The 20,340-nt window shown below is 39.7% G+C and carries 19 protein-coding genes; 11 read left to right on the top strand and 8 right to left on the bottom strand.

The genetic code is table 11. The features are described from left to right. Positions 1-275: IS3 family transposase (locus tag BMZ99_RS10215; protein ID WP_139214757.1), on the top strand; the 275-nt coding region annotated here is incomplete at its 5' end. A gap of 96 nt (positions 276-371) precedes the next feature. Here BMZ99_RS10215 and BMZ99_RS10220 read toward each other — a convergent pair. After that, entirely contained in the window at positions 372-3,764 is a 3,393-nt protein-coding gene (locus BMZ99_RS10220) for a carboxypeptidase regulatory-like domain-containing protein (protein WP_090936277.1), read from the bottom strand. Positions 3,765-4,286: 522 nt separating this feature from the next. Further along, positions 4,287-4,949: a flavodoxin family protein gene (locus tag BMZ99_RS10225; RefSeq protein ID WP_217645072.1), complete on the bottom strand. Its 663-nt coding sequence runs from the start codon at positions 4,947-4,949 to the stop codon at positions 4,287-4,289. 223 nt (positions 4,950-5,172) lie between these two features. On the opposite strand from BMZ99_RS10225, the gene BMZ99_RS10230 reads away from it, so the two are divergent. The 3 genes from BMZ99_RS10230 (at position 5,173) to BMZ99_RS10240 (ending at position 7,099) form a co-directional block, all read left to right on the top strand. Beyond that, the gene (locus tag BMZ99_RS10230) at positions 5,173-5,982 is read left to right on the top strand and encodes a TrmB family transcriptional regulator (protein WP_090936284.1); all 810 of its coding nucleotides are present in this window, start codon (positions 5,173-5,175) and stop codon (positions 5,980-5,982) included. A gap of 95 nt (positions 5,983-6,077) precedes the next feature. Next, the gene (locus tag BMZ99_RS10235) at positions 6,078-6,791 is read left to right on the top strand and encodes an AzlC family ABC transporter permease (RefSeq protein WP_217645073.1); all 714 of its coding nucleotides are present in this window, start codon (positions 6,078-6,080) and stop codon (positions 6,789-6,791) included. Continuing rightward, positions 6,788-7,099: an AzlD domain-containing protein gene (locus BMZ99_RS10240; protein ID WP_090936291.1), complete on the top strand. Its 312-nt coding sequence runs from the start codon at positions 6,788-6,790 to the stop codon at positions 7,097-7,099. The genes BMZ99_RS10235 and BMZ99_RS10240 overlap by 4 nt, the downstream gene beginning before the upstream one ends. Before the next feature lie 121 nt (positions 7,100-7,220). On the opposite strand, the gene BMZ99_RS10245 is transcribed toward BMZ99_RS10240, so the two are convergent. The 3 genes from BMZ99_RS10245 to azlC form a co-directional block, all read right to left on the bottom strand. Then, a complete protein-coding gene (locus BMZ99_RS10245) occupies positions 7,221-7,805 on the bottom strand; it encodes a flavodoxin family protein (RefSeq protein ID WP_090936294.1) in 585 nt (194 codons plus the stop codon). 141 nt (positions 7,806-7,946) lie between these two features. Next, the gene (locus tag BMZ99_RS10250) at positions 7,947-8,273 is read right to left on the bottom strand and encodes a branched-chain amino acid transporter permease (protein WP_090936297.1); all 327 of its coding nucleotides are present in this window, start codon (positions 8,271-8,273) and stop codon (positions 7,947-7,949) included. Then, positions 8,270-8,986: an azaleucine resistance protein AzlC gene (azlC, locus tag BMZ99_RS10255; RefSeq protein ID WP_090936299.1), complete on the bottom strand. Its 717-nt coding sequence runs from the start codon at positions 8,984-8,986 to the stop codon at positions 8,270-8,272. The genes BMZ99_RS10250 and azlC overlap by 4 nt, the downstream gene beginning before the upstream one ends. A gap of 107 nt (positions 8,987-9,093) precedes the next feature. On the opposite strand from azlC, the gene BMZ99_RS10260 reads away from it, so the two are divergent. Then, entirely contained in the window at positions 9,094-10,482 is a 1,389-nt protein-coding gene (locus BMZ99_RS10260; protein ID WP_090936302.1) for an aminotransferase-like domain-containing protein, read from the top strand. Positions 10,483-10,690: 208 nt separating this feature from the next. On the opposite strand, the gene BMZ99_RS10265 is transcribed toward BMZ99_RS10260, so the two are convergent. From BMZ99_RS10265 to BMZ99_RS10275, 3 genes are all read right to left on the bottom strand, one after another. Further along, entirely contained in the window at positions 10,691-11,080 is a 390-nt protein-coding gene (locus BMZ99_RS10265) for a winged helix-turn-helix transcriptional regulator (RefSeq protein ID WP_245754912.1), read from the bottom strand. 60 nt (positions 11,081-11,140) lie between these two features. Continuing rightward, entirely contained in the window at positions 11,141-12,016 is an 876-nt protein-coding gene (locus tag BMZ99_RS10270) for a DMT family transporter (RefSeq protein WP_090936305.1), read from the bottom strand. Between the two features lie 134 nt (positions 12,017-12,150). Then, entirely contained in the window at positions 12,151-13,743 is a 1,593-nt protein-coding gene (locus tag BMZ99_RS10275; protein ID WP_090936308.1) for an IS1634 family transposase, read from the bottom strand. 230 nt (positions 13,744-13,973) lie between these two features. Here BMZ99_RS10275 and BMZ99_RS10280 point away from each other — a divergent pair, with 230 nt between their 5' ends. The 6 genes from BMZ99_RS10280 to BMZ99_RS10300 all read left to right on the top strand — a co-directional run bounded on the left by BMZ99_RS10280 (position 13,974) and on the right by BMZ99_RS10300 (position 19,962). Then, positions 13,974-14,888 carry a LysR family transcriptional regulator gene (locus tag BMZ99_RS10280; RefSeq protein ID WP_090936311.1) on the top strand — a complete coding sequence of 305 codons (915 nt, stop codon included), beginning with the start codon at positions 13,974-13,976 and terminating at the stop codon, positions 14,886-14,888. 218 nt (positions 14,889-15,106) lie between these two features. After that, on the top strand, positions 15,107-15,532 hold the full coding sequence (locus BMZ99_RS10285; RefSeq protein ID WP_090936314.1) for a MarR family winged helix-turn-helix transcriptional regulator: 426 nt from the start codon (positions 15,107-15,109) through the stop codon (positions 15,530-15,532). Positions 15,533-15,993: 461 nt separating this feature from the next. Then, the gene (locus BMZ99_RS27355; RefSeq protein ID WP_281246777.1) at positions 15,994-16,122 is read left to right on the top strand and encodes a hypothetical protein; all 129 of its coding nucleotides are present in this window, start codon (positions 15,994-15,996) and stop codon (positions 16,120-16,122) included. 153 nt (positions 16,123-16,275) lie between these two features. Beyond that, a complete protein-coding gene (locus BMZ99_RS10290) occupies positions 16,276-17,400 on the top strand; it encodes a radical SAM protein (protein ID WP_090936317.1) in 1,125 nt (374 codons plus the stop codon). 134 nt (positions 17,401-17,534) lie between these two features. After that, the gene (locus BMZ99_RS10295) at positions 17,535-18,398 is read left to right on the top strand and encodes a PHP domain-containing protein (protein ID WP_090936320.1); all 864 of its coding nucleotides are present in this window, start codon (positions 17,535-17,537) and stop codon (positions 18,396-18,398) included. A 385-nt stretch (positions 18,399-18,783) separates the two neighbouring features. After that, on the top strand, positions 18,784-19,962 hold the full coding sequence (locus BMZ99_RS10300) for a cation:proton antiporter (protein ID WP_090936323.1): 1,179 nt from the start codon (positions 18,784-18,786) through the stop codon (positions 19,960-19,962). Positions 19,963-20,340: the final 378 nt, after the last annotated feature.

A 20,340-nucleotide genomic window follows, 5' to 3' on the forward strand; every position in this document is an offset into this window, starting at 1 on the left:
ACCAAGGGTTCCAATATACCTCGCACGGCTATTTGAACCTAACCAAACAGTACGGCATTCTGCCGTCCATGTCAAGAGCGGCTACACCTCTGGATAATGCCCCTGCCGAAAACTTCTTCGGCATTCTAAAAACCGAGTGTATCTACCGCCAAAAAATTCAGACCATTCACCAAGCACGTCATCTTATTGACCAATACATCCACTTCTACAACTTCGAACGCATCAAGACAAAAAATGGCCATACTCCCTTTCAAATCAGGAGCATGGCCGTGTAATTCTAAGCTATCCTACGACAGGGCGTTTCCTGCCTGTCTATTTCCACGGGAGCGGTCTATAGAGAAGGGCTTTTTTATAATCTTTATAAGTCAAAATCAATCGTAATGGTCAATAATAAAAGCCATTATAGGGTTTGGCTGAGGACTGCTGACCATTACTTGTTGAGAAGGATATTGAAGAGTTCCATCGCTTACAGTGATACTATATAAGCCATATGGCACATTTGTAAATATCGCTCTGCCTGTTGAGTTTGTAACTGCCGTAACGTTAGTACCGTTAATTGTCGTTGAAACCGATAAACCAGGCAGTTCATGATAATCCGTATCATAATAATATACTATGGCCGTTATAGTGCCAGTAACTGGAACTGGACTCATCTTGATAGAGCTATAAGATCTTTCTCCATTTGAAACTGTAACAGGTGTTGTCATGCTGGAGTAATCGGCTTTCGTTACTGTCAGGGAGTAAGTACCATCTGGCAAGTCTGGGATAATGACCACACCGTAAATATCCGTTGTGCCAGTTGCATTAACACCATTTCCTGTTAGGGTTGCTGTAACTGTAGGTAAAGGGGTATTGGTCGAGGCATCCCTTACTGCAACTAATACGTCACCTAGTTTCTTTACAAGATGAACTTTCTCAATCGTTTCTTGACCATTGGCGATTGTAAGCGTGGTTGTAGCAGTATTGTATCCCTCTTTGCTTAATGTAACTGTATAGCTGCCTGTCGGCAGGCTGGTAAATGTCACTTTACCAAGCTCGTTCGTTGTTGTCGTCCAAGCAGGTAAACCCGATATGCTGACGGTAGCGCCACTGAGTGAGTTAGTACCATCATCGACTGTAATCGTTGCGCTACCGGTTTGCCGAGTCAATGAAACGGCTGCAGTCACAAGTCCGGAAGGTATTACCGTAGTGCTGCAGGTAGTAGTATTGTAGCCAGTCTTTGTTACTGTAAAGGTGTAGCTGCCGGTCGGGAGACCGGCAAATTGCGCTCGTCCCACTGAATCCGTTGTTATTGTATGTTCCGTGCCATCAACCGTTACGCTGACAGCGGCGCCCTGAATAGGAGTGCTTCCTTCACGGACAGTGATCAGTGCGGTACCGGATTGCCTTACTGTCGTGATAGTTCCACTCGCAGTCGTTCCATGATCTACTTCTACGATAGTATAGCTGCTGCTGTAGCCAGTCTTTGTTACCGTGAAGATATACGTACCAGTCGGCACATTATTGAATGTCGTCTGACCGAGTTCGTTCGTTGTCACCGTCCAATCACCTAAACCTGATATGCTAACGGTAGCGTCACTAATCGGATCGGTTCCATTCGTGACGGTAATGGTAGCGTTACCGATTTGTCTGGTTATGGCAATTGTTTCTGATGAACTTGTTCCATTCACAATTGTTATACTGCCGTTTTTAGTGTCATAACCGAACGCAGTTACTGTATAGCTAGTTACACCAACTGGCTGGGATGCAAATACCACCTGACCTGCTTCATCCGTAGTTTCGGATGTCGTTTCATTCAACGTGACAGTTGCACCGCTGACTGTACTAGTTCCGTCCGTGATGGTGATGGTGATAGTGCCGACTTGCCTTGCCAGTGCTATTTTCCCTGCGGCTGTTACACCGTTATTAACGGCTACAGTAACAGTGCTGCTAATATAACCTTCTTTACTGACGGAGAAGATATAACTGCCTGCAGGCATATCGCTGAAAGTTGCTAATCCTGCACTATTGGTGGTAACTGTTTGTGTTGTGCCGTTTACAGTAACGCTGACGGCTGCACCGCTCATTGGAGAACTTCCGTCGGTGACTGTAATTGCTGCACTGCCTATAGTGTTATTGGACGAGGGCAATACCACATTCACATTGCTTGTACCGCCGTTTGTCGGAACGGTAGCAGGAATACTATTCATACTTTGCCCGTTTGCTTGCACAGTAAAACGATAATTGCCCGGCGGCAGATTCGTAAAAAGGGCTGTTCCATCAGAGCCTGTAGTCATGCTAAGTGTGAATACTGCTTCTGCAGCAAATGCTGTTTTTACACCTAAGATGCGGTCAAAGAGATTTCCCTCAGATCGTGCATGTTCTGATGACTCACTGACTACATTGGCGGTAACCGTTGCACCGCTTACAGAGCCGCCTTGTGCGTCAAAAACATTAACGACAAGATTGCCTCCGACTACCGGTAGGCTAATACCGGTATTGGCCATTTGATCTTTTTGTACTGTGACGGCACTGCTATCATTGGAGTAGTTGAAATAGGTGGCCCTAATTGTATAGGTTCCGACATTCAAACCACTGATAACTCCGATTCCAGCTGCATTTGTGATGACGGCGCTTCCGACCGGATTCCCGTTTTGGTAGGCCTGCAGGCGAGCTCCTTGAATAGGTTGTCCACTACCGTTAGTAACAGTCGTGCCTATGCTGCCTATATAGGATACAAATTTAGTAAAGGTCTCAGTTTTGATCTGATTTTCTCGCTGTACCTTTTGTAACAGTTTGTAACTGATATCGTTGGATTTCTTATCTTTGTGATTATCGCCGAAAAGAGAGGGGCCTAGTTTGTCTGCCAATTGATATTGGATCTTGCCGTATAAGTCTCCGCTTGACAAATTGGATTTTGTATAACCCATTTCCATAGAAAGTCGGGGAGACAGCTGCAGTGTACTGCGCAGTTTATACCCTTTTTCATCATCGTTATGTTTATTATCATAATAAAACCCAGATGCATAAAAACCAAGCCATTGGGCGTTTGCCAATGTTGAGCCTACCTCATAGTCAAGACCTTGAACTGCTCTTATGTAGGTATATAAGATGCCATCGTTTGAAATGGTTTCGCCTATTTGTCGGTCTCCCGAGGTAGGGAAGTAAAAGTTTGCCCGATATTCGGCTAATTTATTAAAGTATTCTGCACCTATGCCAACTCGAGAAAGATCTTGTTTAAAGCCATAATCGTAGAAAGCATTAAAGCCAAGAAGACTTGTTTTGTCTTCTGACAGTTTTCTCCAGCCGATCCCTAAGTTGGCGGTAGAATCGGCATCGCTTTGATGGGAATAACGCCCCTGCCAAAACAAAAGCTCGCTGTTTTTAGTAGTTTGAGAAAAAGGCTGAATGGTTTCCAGAGAAAATACCGGCTTATAGTTTTCTGTAAAAGAAAAGTTAATATCGGTTGTTCTCAGCCATTGCGGTCCTTGGCGTTTACCATTTTGAAGATAGTAGGGAATGAGTTGATTAAGGAATTGTTCTGCCTTTTGGTCGGTGCTTAGCCTGCTGGAGTCCGAATTAAAAGCGGCTTGCGTTGCTGGTGTCTCATTAACAGTCGGTTTTTCTAGAGTCAATACAGGTAATTCAGTGGTTTGTGTACTACTTGCTGAATCTGCTGCAGCACTTGCTGGAACAATAATAGCTGGATTGCCCACAAGCATTAAGGTCGCCAAGAATATCGCTATTAGCTTTGTGAAACGTCTAGATATAGGAAACAAATTCATTCCTCCTTTTTATAAATTAGCTTTAATTTTAGTGCAATACTGTTTTGGATAAGCCCCCTCTCTTGATCAGACATGATGAATGCTGCACTGGACATATAGGACTTCCAGTGTAATGACTAAGGTTATTCTGCAGCATTTGTCGGCGAAACATCTTTCGGCATTTCGCCAGGCAATACGTATCATTATCGTTGTTGACAAGTTATTGCTTTTTTATCATAATAGGACTATTTGCCTGTTTCAAGTAAACAATTACAAATAAGTACAAGGGGATATTTTATATTTCTTTATATTTCTTTATATTTCTTTATAATTCTTTATATTTCAGATTGTCGAGTACAGTGCTTCTTTTTAAGAGGAAAGTGTTCATTTTCTTCGTCAACTATTTTTGAAGAACTAGGCTTGTAAAAGGTTCTAATCACTTTTGGGAGAAATGAAAATCCTGCAAAGCAGCTTAGCATTGCAGGATTTTTAATATAAATTGATTAGAAATATGGGATATACAAAGTCGTCATCTTATTTACATTATCTATCGATCTTAACGCAAGGGATCGACGTTATCTCGCCATTAATTAACTGACCTATAAGCTGTCCTGTTTGTGCAGCCTTTTCCCATACAGGTTGATTTTCAACAGATATACAATGAGTGGCGGAAGCTTTTGCTTCTTTACCAAATATAAAGGGAATTCCACTGTTTTTACACCCATCACCATAGCCACAAGTAAGACAAGGTACATTTCCCTCAATATTCAATTCTGCTACATGGTGCATTCTCTCCATGAACAGTTCTACTGCTATTGCGTTGAGGGCTGTTTCTCTTGTTTGCTTATCCAATCCTGAAATAATTGTGACGACATATTTGTTTTCATTCAAACTATGTAAATGTCTCATTGACCAAAGTCTTTCTAAAAAAGCCTTTGTATAAGCATCTAACATTCGATAAGGGGTATAGCCTCCAATTACAATCGCATCCGCTTCCTGAATTTTTTTAGCTAGTTCGGGGAAATCATCGTTAACTTTACAAATGTTATCTTCTACACAGGCTTTACAGGCTCGACATGGTCCCACGTGGATATTACTAAGTTTCACAAATTCAAAGTCCAACTTACTTGAATTTAATACCTGTAATACTAAACGGTCAGTGTTGCTGTTTGGCACAGGACTTCCAGATATACCTAATATTTTCATTAACATCCCCTCCAAATATTCATTAAAAAGTCTTACTTTCGGAGTTTATTTTCCAAAAGATGGTATAATCATATCATGTACATTATACTTAGCAAGTACATATTTTTAATGGATATGGCACTTTGCTGCATTATTGCCAAGTCGCGCGAGAAGTAATATACTTGACAACTTTATAGTTGTGAAATATAGTAGTTATATAAATAACGTCTAGAAAGAGGGCGCGATGGAAAAAATTCTGGCGGAAATACAGAAGCTTGGTTTTTCTCAATATGAATCAAAAGCGTATATAGCACTTTTACAAAATTCTACTGTTACCGGGTATGAACTTAGTAAACGTTCAGGAGTCCCGCGTTCTATGATTTATGAGGTTATTAGTAAGTTAATTGATCGGGGAGCTGTATATACAATACCTTCTGATCCTCTTAAATATTCTCCAGTGCCAGCACGAGAATTTCTTAAACGTGTGCGCAGAAATATAGAAGCTACGTTTGATTTTTTGGATAAATCATTAGGCTCATTAGAGCAGGCTGGAGATGTAAATCTAATTTCTCATATTGATGGTTATGAGCCTGTAATGGATGAATTGCTAAGCATAATTGATGGAGCCAAACAAGAGCTGTGGCTTTCTGTTTGGAACCCAGAAGGATTATTGTTGGCAGAGAAGGTAAAAGAGGCTGAAAAACGTGATGTAAAAGTATTGTCAATTGTGTTTGACAATAAAGAGTGCCATTTAGGAGTTACTTTCCATCATGACTATATGCCGCCTGATGTTGTAAAGCATCGTATAGGCGGGAAATTGACCATAGCAGCTCGTGATAAAGAAGAAGTCATCATTGCAAATTTCCTTGATAACTCAAATTCTTGGGCTGTAAAAACCCATGACCCTGCCTTAGTATTAGTAGCTGCTGAATTTATTCGTCATGATATTATGATAGAGACAATTACTCGTCACTTTGGTCCAGAGCAGTTAGATAAACTTTGGCGGAATAATCCCGATTTACGATACGTTGTTGAGGGAATGCGATCCGAATAAAAGGATCGCTTTAATTTTAAATGATTAAGCGTAGTTATAAAACTAACTTCTATAAAGGCGAAGTGAGAAGAAAATACAGGAAGGAGAAGATGAATATGTTTAAGAATCGATTGAAATTTTTTCAAGGAGTAAAAGCTGGATTGCCTGTTGCATTAGGCTACATACCGATTGCAGTTGCCTTTGGATTATTATCAAAGTCGCTAGACATTCCAGTTTATATAAGCGTTTTAATGTCTTTACTGATTTATGCGGGTGCTAGTCAGTTTATTGGAGTTAACCTATTAGTTCTAGGAGCTTCTTTTGGAGAAATTGTGATAACCACTTTTCTATTAAATTTACGCCACTTTCTTATGACAGCTACACTGTCACAGCGGCTTGACGGGGAAGTATCGAAAAAATGGAGATCACTATTATCCTTTGGTGTTACAGATGAAACTTTTGCCGTTAGTGTGCTGCAAAAAGAAGAGGAATTATCTAAGTATTTCATTTTAGGTATTAACACAGTAGCTTTTGTATCATGGAATGTTGGAACTTGGCTTGGATTATTTTTTGCGGCCAGTTTGCCTGAGGTCATAAAAGTAAGCATGGGTATAGCTTTATATGCTATGTTCATAGGTTTGTTAATTCCTCATATTAAAAAATCAAAGCCTGTAGTCGTTGTTTCATTGTTGGCAATGGTTATAAACTCTTTGATGTATTGGGCATCTATGCTTTGGGGATTTTCAAACGGCTGGGGGATCATTATTGCAACGATAGCTAGTGCTGCCGTGGGGGCAAGCTTCTATTCAGAAGGGAAGGAGCAAGTATGAATTTAACGTATTTGGTTTTGGCGATGGCTGTCGTTACTTATATACCGCGTATGTTACCGCTGGTTTTATTGCAAAACGTCTGCCTGCCAAGATATATAAAGAGTTTTATGGGATTTATCCCATATGCAGCATTGGGAGCGCTTATTTTTCCAGGAGCTCTTCATTCAACTGGTGCTGGAAATTTTGAATCTGCAATTGCAGGATGTATCGTGTCAATCCTGCTGGCCTGGTGGGAAATGAATCTTATATTCGTGGTAGTTGGAGGCATTGCAGGAGCTTTTATTGTAAATATACTTTTGAAAATATGAAGGAATCACCAGCAAAAAAAAAGACCTCCTAATTGTGCTGATAGATCTGGTTTCGTTAGATGATCTATTAGCACAATTAGGAGGTCATGAGCATGCACTGGCCACAGCAGTAAAAATGGTATTATATACAGGTTTGCTTGATGAGTTTTTGCGCAAACAAACAGGAATGCTGTGCTTTTTCCGCATCCATAAAAACAGATTGATAACCTAAATCTCTTTCCACAAGCATTCCTGCATATTGCAATTGAGAATGCTTACAATATCGTTTTATACCTTCTTCAAACAAATCAGCGCCCTTTTCGGGCCGGTATCCACAAGTTGCGACTATTGCTAGTTGTTTTCCCGCCCAAAGTGCCGGTCCCATTTTATCACCATAGTATTTGTTCATACCGTATACTAGGCGATCCAGCAGAGCTTTCATAGGCGGCGTACAGTACCACGAGTAGATCGGCGTTGCCAGCACAATGATATCGCAAGCGATAATGTTATCAAAAATTTCTTGTGCATCATCGTTGTAGTGGCAGGCAAAGGTTGTCCAATCCTTCTGACAAACCCGACAAGCGATACAAGGCTCGAGCTGCTTGTCATAAAGCCAAATCAGATTGTGCTCGACATAATGCTGTTCTAATTCCTTTATAAAAGGTTCCAATAGGGCTGCGGTGTTTCCTTTTTTTCTTGGACTTCCCATGAGAATACTAACTTTCATCTTACAGCTCCTTATTCGCTGATACAGCGGTGTTTTATATATTCGTTAAAGACTCTTGCATCAAAATTATACAGACGATTGCGGATCATTTTCGGATCGCAGAATACATTGGCAATTACTTCGGTTAGTACTGACTGTTGATTAAAATATGAGTTGAACCAAAACCATATAGAGGATTGTTCCTCCCGCAATAGAAAGGAGCATGTTTTTTTTCCAAACATGAAGCAGTGCCACTACCGCCGAAGCCATCAATTCAGGGACACCGTGACTGCCAGAATAAAATTTTACATTCTTAAAACAATAAATTACCAGAAGTCCCAGCACTGCTGAGGGAAGTACTGTACCAAGAAATTGTACATATTTTGGTGTTGGTCGGTCGGTCGGAAAAGCAGCAAATGTAAGAAACCTTGTAATCATTGTCCCTAAGACTACCATAGTGATTGTGATAAGCTGTTGTGTTAACGTCATAGTGAGGCGATAGCACCTTCTTTCTCAAGCGGTTTTCTAAGTACAGTGAGTATTCCTAAGATTGCAGCCATAGCAGGAAGGATGAATTTTTCGCCGCCGAAAACAACCAGGCTGGCAAACGAAATTCCAAGTCCCACCAGAGCACTGTAGTGCTCCTTTTCTTTCATCCACTGCTCGATAAATATGACAACAAAAAGGGCTGTCATAACAAACTCCAGTCCTTCGGTGTTAAACTGCACAAGAGATCCAAAGGCGCCTCCAATTGTAGCTCCCAAAACCCAATATAAATGATTAAGCAATGTGACGAAGAACATAAACCACCCCTTGTCCACATCCTTCGGGATATCAGCTGTGCAATTGATCGAAAAAGACTCATCGCAAAGTCCGAAAATTAAATAGAACTTTTTCTTTCCTGTGCCCTTGTACTTATCCAGCATTGAAATGCCATAAAACAAATGGCGTGCATTTACCATCAAAGTGAGCAGCAATGCGTTGATTGGATCAAACGCTCCGAGCAATAAGTTTGCCGCAATAAACTCCATCGAGCCTGCAAATATTGCAAGACTCATCAATGTAGGATAAATTGCGCTGAATCCTAAAGAGTTCATATAAATCCCGTAGGCTATACCCAAAAATAAAAATCCTGCTAGAATTGGTACCGTGTGCGGAAAAGCCGCACGAAGTGCAATCATTATGTGCTTTCTGTTTTCCATATGTTCTCGTACTCCTAAACGACTGAATGATTTTTATACGATTTTAACACTAGAAATACATACAATCAATGATATAATTGTATGTATTACAATTTTGGAGGTGCAGTATGCCGGTAAATTCATTCGATAATTTTCCGATGTCATGGAAACCGGACAAGAAGGAGTTGAAGCGTCCATTCTATTTGTCAATTGCGTCCTTATTGGAGCAGGAAATCATGAGCGGTCTGTTAGCGCCTGGAACGAAGCTGCCCCCACAACGAGAATTGGCAGATTTTCTCGATATAAACTTTACAACTATTACCCGTGCTTATCGATTATGTATGGCCAAGGGGTTAATTTATGCTGTTACTGGCAGTGGAACCTTTGTCTCTCCTAATGCGGCTCGCTCTGTCACCATTTCTGCGGACAAAATCTCAAGTGAATGCATTGATTTAGGCTTTGTTGCGTCCTTTGAGCAAAGCAATGATATAGTGGCAGAAACGGTTAAGAAAGTCATTGATAAAAGTTATTTGGAGATGCTGTTAAATTATAACGATCCGACTGGTCTTCCTCATCAAAAAAAAGCGGGATTAAATTGGATGGAGTCTTTTGGTATTCGTTCAGATTCAGAATGTATGGCAATTGTTTCTGGTTCGCAGAATGCATTGGCAATTGCGTTGGTTGCCTTATTTGAGCCGGGCAATCGAATTGCTACCGATACATATACCTATGCTAATTTTATTGAACTTGCTAAGATGCTTCACATTAAATTAGTGCCTATACCCGGAGATCAATTTGGCATGCTGCCGGGAGAACTGGAAAATCAGTGTTGCCAAACGGATATTCATGGCATTTTTCTTATGCCTTCTTGTGGGAATCCTACCACGATTATGATTTCGGATTCCCGCAAGCAGGAGTTGGCGACTGTCATCCGCAAGCACCGTCTGATTTTGCTGGAGGATGATATTCATGCATTTTTGACTGCGGGAATTGAGCCTGATTACAAGCAGCCAATGTTTGAACTGCTCCCGGAGCAAACTGTTTACATCTGTGGTACTTCTAAATCGATCTGCTCAGGGTTGAGAGTCGCCTATATGGTATTTGGCGAGGCCTTACGCAAAAAGATCTTGCAGGCCATTTTTAATATCAATGTTAAAACTTCTTCACTGGATGCAGAGATTATTACAGAACTCATCCTGTCAGGCAAAGCTTTTGAGATTGTTTCCCGCAAGAAGCAATTAGCGCAGTCTGCGAATTCCGTATATGAAGAATTCTTTCCGCAAAACAGCTCCGGTCATCGGCTCAGTTTTTATCGTTGGCTCCCAATTCAGGGACATTGTAATGCAGAGAAAATAGTGGCAGATTTGGAGCAAGCCGGTATTCGGGTATTTCATTCCAATCGTTTCTTGAGTGGACATACTGCATCTGATCAGTATCTGCGTATTGCACTATCGTCTACCAATTCATTAAAGGAGCTGAGAGGCGGTTTAGAGATCTTAAAACAGTATCTAAGCTGATTGCGAATCGATTCTTCTTGAGCAGTTAAATAGAGGCTGGACAGGGAATCGGTTTTTCATCGATTGTCAATATTTTGAGTTGACAGAAAAAGTTGTAGTTTATGATAACAGCGATTGACGTAGCTCATAATTAATAAAAGTGCAAAGTAGTCCGGACAAGATGATAAGCATCATCTTGTCCGGACTACTTTATAAAAAGCTAGTTATTTTAAATATGCTCATGTCCCCAATTGCAAAGCGCTTGCAAAACCGGCATAAGGGACAACCCTGTATTTGATAAGCTGTACTCAACCTTCGGTGGAACCTGAGGATATTCTTTACGAATAATCAATCCATCTGCTTCCAGTTCCTTTAATTGAGTGCTCAACATTTTGTGTGTAACAGTGCCTAAAGCTTTTTTTAATTCACTATAGCGTAAGATATCTTTTTTCCATAGCCAAAATAGGATATGCATTTTCCACTTACCATCGATTAATGATATAGCATATGCAAATGGCTTTATATCTACAATAGTAGTATCCAATGTAGCAAACTCTCCTTTAGGATAGTATATAACGAAAAAGCCCATACTTTCTTTTAAGGTTAATTGATTATACAATAAGTGCATAAAAAAATCAAGCTTGTGAAGTGAGGAGTTTCGCTTGGCTATAGAGATTTATTACACTACATTTGATTCGGCCCTATGGGATTTGTGAGTATTTTTACTATTTATAATCCATATCCCTATCATTACAAGTAAAATCCCTGCCAATGTAACGATTTTTAAGCTCTCTTGCAAAAATATGCATCCCGAAATGACACCTACGATCGGTACAAGCAGTAAGGAAATGGATGCTTTGCTAGCTTCCGTACGGCTCAAGATATGACTCCATATCACAAATGCCAAAGCAGAGGCAATTATCCCTGCAAACAGAATATAAACTGCTGGCATGAATCCCCAATGCGATTCGCCTTGTTCAAATGCAAGAGAATATAGCAATAATCCCACTGCTCCGATTGTCATCTGCCAAGAGGTATACTGCATAGTGTCACAATGTTTTAATTTCATTTTAAAAAGCAAGTTAGCCGCAGCCCAAGAAATAGCGGAGCTTAATGCCAGCAATACAGCCCACAACAATCCTCCTGAATGGATATTCATTGCGAGACTTAAACCAATTATGCCGAGTAGAATACCAAACGTCTTCTTTGGTGTCAACTTTTCTTCGGGAATCCACCTATGGGCCATGAGCGATAGAAAAAGTGGCATACTATAGGTCAAAACAGAGGCAAGGCCGACACTAATATAGTTAAGCGAAATTTGAATAGCAATATTGAAATAGGTGGTTTGCAACAGTCCACAGAGAAAGTACCACTTGAAATCCGATTTGTTCGGCAAGGGTATCTTTTTTATAAAGCTTATGCCAAGGAGTACGATAGCACCGGTCAAAAACCGTAATGCAGCAAACATGACAGGGGGAAAAGCACCATTTCCTAATTTCATGATGACAAAATTAAATCCCCAGATAAGACATAACAAGGCTATCAAAGCATTCATGCGATAAATCTTCTCCTAATCAATTTTAGAATGAATAAAAATGTTTTTTTACAAACAATTGAGCTTCGCAAGACACATCTGGGGTATGAGAGAAAACAATCCAAGCCGCATCTTGAAGTCCCGCGAAATGATAACTAGGTTGGAGGTTCAACCTTCATGTAATGATAAAGCTTTTTCTGTTTCTCTGTAATTTCGCTTAAGTGATAATAATTTCCATATTGATGATAATACTCAATGATATCCAACTCATCAAGTAATTCTTTCATCGTATATTTTTTTAAAAGCCCATTGTCTTCCATGGCTTTCTTGATGTAGGAAATATAAATAAGTGCTACAAACTGGACGAACAGCTTGTCTTCTAAATTTTCTTCAGCAGCTGCTGAAATGCGGCACAGGTTCAGCCGTTCTTTGAGGTCCCCAAAAGCGTTTTCAATCAGATCTTTCGTGCGGAAAAGTTTTAACGCTGCGACTGGATCTTTTATGCCATTAGACAGCAGAACAAAGAAGCCATAATTCTTCTCTGCCTGACTGATTGCGTCCTGCTTGGGAACGACTTTTCTGCCACGTACCGGAGTTTCTAGAACATCATAATACTTCTGGTAAAGTTTTTCGTGCTTAGTTTTCTTTCTACCGCTAAGAAGTTCTTCTTCCAAGGTATCAAGCAGCTGGTTAAACCGCTTTTTGTCATCCGTGGCAAGCTGGTCGTTATAGTAATAGTGAACGTAAATTCTTCTTTTATCGGTGATAACTTCTCCGGTTCTCGACTTAGTTTCCATGTAATCCCACTCTTGGGTAAAGCTTCTGATATAGAGCTGGTTCTCCGAATTATAGTATTGTCGTGAAACAAAGTCATCTCTGATTTCATCCAGTTTATTACGAACCAGCTTCAGCGATGTTTTTACGCCAATGAGAAACTTATGATGCTTTCGAAAGAGCTCGTTAATATTTGCTTCGCTATAGAAACTACGGTCCATTACCAGATTCAACTTTTCCATCTTCAGAAAGTCGATATCCTTAACCAGAGTTTCAACGGTTTTTACATCCGTAATGCTGCCAGGAAGTTTTCGGTAATAAACTGGAAGACGTGACGATTCTCCGTATAGCAAAGCAAGGTCAAGCTGAAAACAGCCATGCTCTTTCTTGCTGCCATACGTTAGACCTTGGGAAAAGGATGAAATGGAAGTGGTGTCATAAGCCAAATATTCTTGTTCAAATCTTCGCTTGGATTGCAGTGCAAAGAACTTCATTTTCTGCTCTTCCTGTATGCGTCCAAAAAGCTTGGTGCTGTGCTGCGACGGAATGTTGAATCGAAAGGGATGAACATGTGTAACCGCCCACCTGTGAAATCTGTAAATGGGAGTATTCTCTTCGAGCACCAAGAAATAAGCTAGTGATAGTATTTCTTTATAATCTGCCGGGAAGCATTGCTTCAAATCTTCTGTGACGCCAGTAGCTTGTCCGATGGAATCAAGAAGATAGATCGCGCCGTAAAACAGTCTTTTGCATTCGGCTGCCGGTACAGGTTCAGGTTTTATTTCCGTTTCCGCTGTTGCATGCTCAAGCTGCTGTTGAAGTGTATATTTCTTATTTGGTAAAAAGATTCCCTCGACGTTTTTGCCTATATAATTGCGCTTTTGTTCAGAACGTTTTTTAGTGGAATTCCAGATCGAGATATACTCGTAAACATATTCAGTGCCATTGATATTTTGCGTACCTCGGACAGGCATGTCATCACCTCGTAGATATAGTTCATATCGAGATAAGATGCTGCGCAAGTTCTAAAACGTTTATTTTATAAGGAGTTGCGGACTTCTAGATAAAAAAATCGGGACTTTTGGCTGCATACTAACATCTTGACTCTTTATTAAAATACTTTACAATAAGAATGAAATCGCGTCTAATATATAAATATTACATTTGTAAGTCGGAAAACGACTTAATTAGGAGGAATCATAGAGTGGAACTGCGCCAGCTCGAATATTTCACAGTTGTGGCGGAAGAATTGCATTTTGGCCGCGCTGCAATACGGTTACAGATGACACAACCGCCTTTAAGTCAGCAAATTTTGCAACTTGAAAGGGAACTTGGAGTAAAATTGTTAAAGAGAACAAAACGACATGTAGAGCTTACAAGTGCAGGAAAGGTTTTCTTGCAAGAAATTCGCCGCGTACTTACCCAATTAGAGCGGGCTAAGGATGCAGCTCTAAGGGCAGAAAGGGGAATGCTTGGCCGATTAGTTCTGGGGTTTGTCGGGTCTGCAACATTTGATATTCTTCCAATCATTGTTAGGGCATTTCAGGAACAGTTTCCATCCGTAGATTTGGTTTTTCATGAAATGCCTACGCCAATGCAAATTGAGGCACTTCACAATAAGGACATCGACATTGGCTTTGTAAGAACCCCTGTGGTTGATCCATTGATATCACTCTGGTCAGTTCATCAAGAGACATGTATTGCCGTCGTACCGAAGCTGCATCCACTTGCACAACGAGATTCAATATCGATGGGTGATCTGAGTACAGAACGATTTATATTAGTGGAGAGGGAGGTTTGGCCGAGCTGGTATGATGATATCCTCTCAAAATGCCGTGATGCTGGGTTTAGCCCAATCATTCGTCAGCACGTGAAAGAAATTCAGACAATTGTTGGGTTGGTAGCGGCAGGACTATGCATCAGCATCGTACCAAGCTCAACGGCAAAATTGCATGCGCGGGACGTGGCTTATGTTACGATTGAAGGAGAGGCCCCCCACGTCGAAATGAGTATCGCTTGGCGAACAGATAACAATTCAATCTTGGTAGAACAATTTCTCGATACAGCAACACGACTCATGGGTAATTATGACAAAGTTGCTGTTTTGTCTGATCTTTAGATATAATCAATGGCTCTAAAACAATAAATGATTGATGATATAGCATTGAGAATTACGAGCCTGCCCCGCGTCCCATCAATGGAAGCAGTGAGCGTTCAATTGGTAAAACTAAAGCTTGTGCGGAGATTTCTTGATTTTTCAACACAGCTGGCTTATACTTAAATTGAAATTACGTATACGTAATTTCAATTTAAGTATAAGCTAATGCGGAGGTAATCATGCTCCAGATTTTTGATAATATTTGTATGCTGTTCGCGAAAGCGGAACAAAAGCATACTCAATTCGCCAAAGAAACACTAAGCCAAAAGAAACTTGGAATTACACCGGTTCAGATGATGGTTCTTTATACCCTTTATAAGGGGGATGGTATTAGTCTTTCTGAGTTGGGAAAACGTAGTTACTTAGATAGTTCTACCCTTACCGGCCTTATTGATCGCCTGGAAAATTCAGAATTAGTATATAGGGCCGATTCGCCGGAAGATCGTCGTGCATACCATATTTTTTTAACGGAGAAAGCGATTGCTTTGAAGAATTCATTGATAGAGGTTTTGAGTTTAGTTCAAGCTGAAATGCTTAAGGAGTGTACTGAGGAAGAAATATCTATATTTGAAAGGGTGCTACTAAAAATATATCGTAACTTATAAACTGTAGCCGGTTATTAGATGATACATTTTTAAAATGGGTATTGAAAATGTATCGCCGATATGCTATTATGATATCAGATATTACGCATACGTAATATCTGATATCATAATTCTTTTTCTATAATAATCATAAGGATGTACAAACAATAAAAGTCCAAATCGAATGTATTACAGCTAGCACTAACTTGAGATGAACTTCTTAATATTTTTTTACGAAATTAATACGTATACGTAATATACGGATACAAATGATGAAAGTGAGGTGATTTTCATGAAACTTTGCTTAAGAGGCTTAGTATCTGCCGACTTTTCCATGGTAGCGGTGTTTGAAGACTATATTAAACGTCTTACAAATGTGAACACTATGATTTACTAGAATACAGTGGGGTTTTTAGCCAAAAATCAATAGATACGATAGACTCTTGCAAAGCAGCTTAACTTTGCAGGAGTTTTGTATTTTAATGGTAAATAGAGTAGGAATATGGGATACTGCTTTTAGAAGAAAAGCTTATAATTGTTTTGAACTTATAGTAGATGCAATTTTAAAGGTTGAAGGTGGAGTTCAAAAGTACTTGATCTATCAGTTCTAATACATATTGATTATATAAGAATAAAAATGATATAATTGCGTTCATCAATTATATCAAAAAGGGGATCATTATTTTTTTTGTATAAAAACTCTGCAAACCTTGATATATATAAGAAAATTTTATACTAACGGATTAATTAGAGGAGGATATATTTTGAAAATTTCAAAGAAAGATGCGTTGATATGGTTTGATTTTTTTTCGCTACTGCCAGAGGAAGAGGAACTTATGATAAAACAGCAAGAAATCATTTATGCTACCTTTGCACAAATTGAGGAAGCGGTTGATCATAGAAATGATGCGTTAATGTCAGAAATTAAAGGTTTAAAAACGTTGGAGAATCGAACGTTTTTTGTGGGAAATGAAAGTAAATTCGCAAAAGGCTGTCGTTCTTGTTTGTTAGGCACTGGACTCAGTGCAATTAGGAAAACGAACAAATGTAATATAGAGTGTAAGTTCTGTTATAATTATGGAGAACTAGAAGATATTCCTCCCGTTGGCGAAGGCATGTGGGAAATTGGAGGAACAAAATTTTATGAGAAGGATATTGATTTACTTCTTTCCATCCACCAGAAACCCACGGGTATTTCCTACGTTTATTTAGAACCATTCATGGAAATTGAAAAATACTATTCGGTAATAAAGAAATTTAGTGATGCGCAGATTTATCAACATTTATATACAAATGGTATTTTAGCTACGGAAGAGACCTTGAAAGCGTTAGGTGAAGCCGGTCTTAACGAGATACGCTTCAATTTAGGTGCTTCTAAGTGTTCAGACAAAGTTATTGAAAATATTAAAATTGCGAAAAAGTATATTAAAAATGTAGGTATTGAAACTCCTATGACTCCTGAGTTTTTTGAAGCCTTTTTTAAGAAAAAGCAGACAATCTTAGAGACAAAACTTGATTTTATCAATTGTGCAGAATTACATTTAAATGAGAATAACATAAACAATTATTATGGGGAAAATATGTATATCTCCAGACATGGCTATATATCTCCAATTTGGAGCAGGGAATTAACTTTGAAATTCATGAAGATAGCCGATGAAGATAAGTGGGATTTAGTAGTACATGATTGCTCAAACCATACGAAATTTGCTAGAGATTTGAATTTGAGCTGCAAAGAGGGGAAGTGGTTCGGAGCCAGTAATTATGCCAGTGAGTTTTCCCGAATTCCATATGAAGTTTTTTTACCAACACTGCGGGATGATAAATTTAAATTTTTTAGTGAAGAAGAATTGCCTGATGGCTATAAACCAGGAGAGATGATTTATTAGAGAAGCTTGTCGATTAGGAGTGCTGTATTGCTGTATTGCTGCTTGGGATACTAAGGCGGCTTTTGAGAACATCATGAATTACTAGCAAAGGAATTAATCGAGAGTATTTTAGTAGCATATGGGAGAAAAAAGTAATGGTAGATTTACATATACACACAGCCGCGAGTGCCGATGGGGAATATTCCCCAAAAGAAATAATCCAATTAGCAAAGGCTAATCAGCTTCAGGCTATTGCAATAACGGATCACGATGCAGTTTCTAATGTTGAAGAAGCAATATATTGGGGCATACATTGTGGAATTGAAGTCATACCTGGCTGCGAATTTTCGACTATATATAAAGAAAAATGGCTTCATGTTCTAGGGTATTTCATTGATTATAATGATCCAGACATAGCGCATTGGTGTGAAACAATTAAAAAAGGAAGAATGGAAAACGTTGATGCGCAGATTGCTAGACTACGTGAGGCGGGATTTTATTTAGATAAGGAAAAGGTATTGGAGGATAGCCCGCAGCCCATGCCAATTTGTTATAGCCGGGCTATTTTTCTTGATGACCGAAATAACCACAATCCGCTTGTGAATCAGTACAGATTTCAGGAAAACCATATGTTAAGATTTTGTACTGACTGGATCGTTACTGGTCGGCCGTATAATGCTCCTCAATACATTCCAGTGGTGCAAGATGTTATTCGTCTTATCGTACAGAGCGGAGGTGTTCCTATTCTGGCACATCCGGCTGCTACTCTCAGTATTTCTGATAATTCCTTGCTTCGTGATCTCTTAGGATTCGGACTTATGGGCATTGAGGCTTTCACTACTTGGCATACGAAAGAACAGGAAGATCATTATTTTCAGTTTTGCCGGAAGAACGAGATCGTTGCTACATGTGGTAGCGATTTTCATGGAAAAAATAAACCCAATATTCGTATTGGACAGGTAAGAAACAACCGTTACGAGGTAGTTGAACTCTTAAAGGGTTTGAGCCGTGGTAAGTGATTTTTTCTTTTCTTATATCTCTAAATTACTAATGGATTGGTGACAATGATGATGTGGTTGAACATAGAATGATTCTAAAAGGGTACTTGCCTATTTGGGAAATCAACGTATGAACAGCTTGACATTATTCTCAGTCTTTGATACAATTTTCGAAATTAATATGCATTACATCGGTTGGACAGGAAACTGTTTTCAAGTCGTCTGGGTCACTCAGGGGGGAGGGCCCAGACTTCTTGAAAACAGTTTCCTTTTTTGTATGCGAAATAGGGTGCTTTTGGGCCGTGTTAATTAAGAATGTATAAAAGGGATGTGATAAGTTAGTAAATAAAAGGAGCGTTTATATGGCAAGAATAAAGGCAGAGATAACTGAGCCAGGATAATCTGCATGGATGTGATAGGGAAAGGTGTGATAGCAGTGTTTTTATTTTTACAAATATTGATCATTTTACTAGCAACCAAATTAGGGGGGGCACTAAGTGTTAAACTAGGGCAGCCATCAGTATTGGGGAAACTTGTTAGCGGCATTATCATCGGGCCAGCAGTCTTGGGATGGATTAATCCCTCTGAGATGATTTCGCAGATCAGCGAGATTGGCGTTTTACTTTTAATGTTCATTGCTGGTTTGGAAACCGATATTAAGGCGCTTAATCAAAATCGTAATTCGTCTATTGCGGTTGCGGTAGGCGGAATTGCTGCGCCATTGCTCTTTGGATATCTGGGAGGTTTACTAATAGACTTGGAACAAAGCCATGCATTGTTTTTGGGTTTACTATTTTCGGCTACCTCCGTAAGTATTTCTGCTCAGACGCTCAAAGAACTAGGGCTGCTAAAAAGCCACGAAGGGACAACCATATTGGGGGCAGCTGTACTGGATGATATTTTAGTTGTTATCCTGTTAGCGGTTATGATGAGTCTGCTCACGACAGAGCAAATTAGTCTCAGCTTAATTATCGGTAAGAAAATTTTATTTTTTACAGCAATCGCTTTGCTTGGCTGGAAAGGTGTACCATGGGTATTGAGAGTAGCAGCCCCTCTGCGGGTATCGGAAACAATTACCAGCGCAGCACTAATCATTTGCTTCTTTTTTGCCTATCTGGCTGAAGCACTTGGGGTGGCTGGGATTATTGGAGCATTTGCTGCTGGTATAGCGATCTCGCATACTAAATATAAACATGAAGTCGAGACTAAAATCCAACCAATTGCTTATGCTTTTTTTGTCCCAGTGTTTTTTGTTAGTATTGGGCTTTCTGTTTCCTTTGCTGGAACAGGCAGCCAAGTTTGGATGATTGTCGGTCTTACAGTTGTTGCTATTTTAACCAAACTGTTAGGTTCGGGATTAGGGGCAAGATTAACTGGCTTTGGAAATAGATCATCCCTCGGAATTGGAGCGGGCATGGTATCACGGGGGGAAGTTGCACTTATTTTGGCAGCGATTGGCCTAGAGGCTGATTTACTGCAGTCAAAATACTTTACTGCAATTGTTGTCGTCGTTATTCTTACCACTCTGGTAACACCACCTATGTTAAAAGGACTGTTTGCTAAAAAAGAAATGGTGCAAAAGTGATTAAACGAGGAGGGCATTTATTAATAGAGAATGTAGCTGCGATGCTTGCCACAGTCCGTTGTAAAGGCAAAAAAAATCCGCTGATGGTGTGGTCATCGATACATGGGTAAGACGTTTTCTAGTATAGCCATTAGCAGTAAGATCGATCCTATGTCCCCTTGTCCACCCCAAAAGGGCTCGCATAAGCGAGTCTTTTTTCTTTTCTATATGACGAACTCCTGCAAAGCAGCTTAGCCTTGCAGGAATTTTGTATTTTAATAGTAAATAGAGTAGAAATATGGAATACTGCTTTTCAAAAGAAAATTATGTTACAGTATTAATGACATGAGACAAAAGATAGGAGTAACTTAAAAGAAGCGTCCCTGTGATTTGAAGAGA

This window comes from Pelosinus propionicus DSM 13327 (assembly GCF_900114615.1).
Taxonomy (GTDB): domain Bacteria; phylum Bacillota; class Negativicutes; order DSM-13327; family DSM-13327; genus Pelosinus; species Pelosinus propionicus.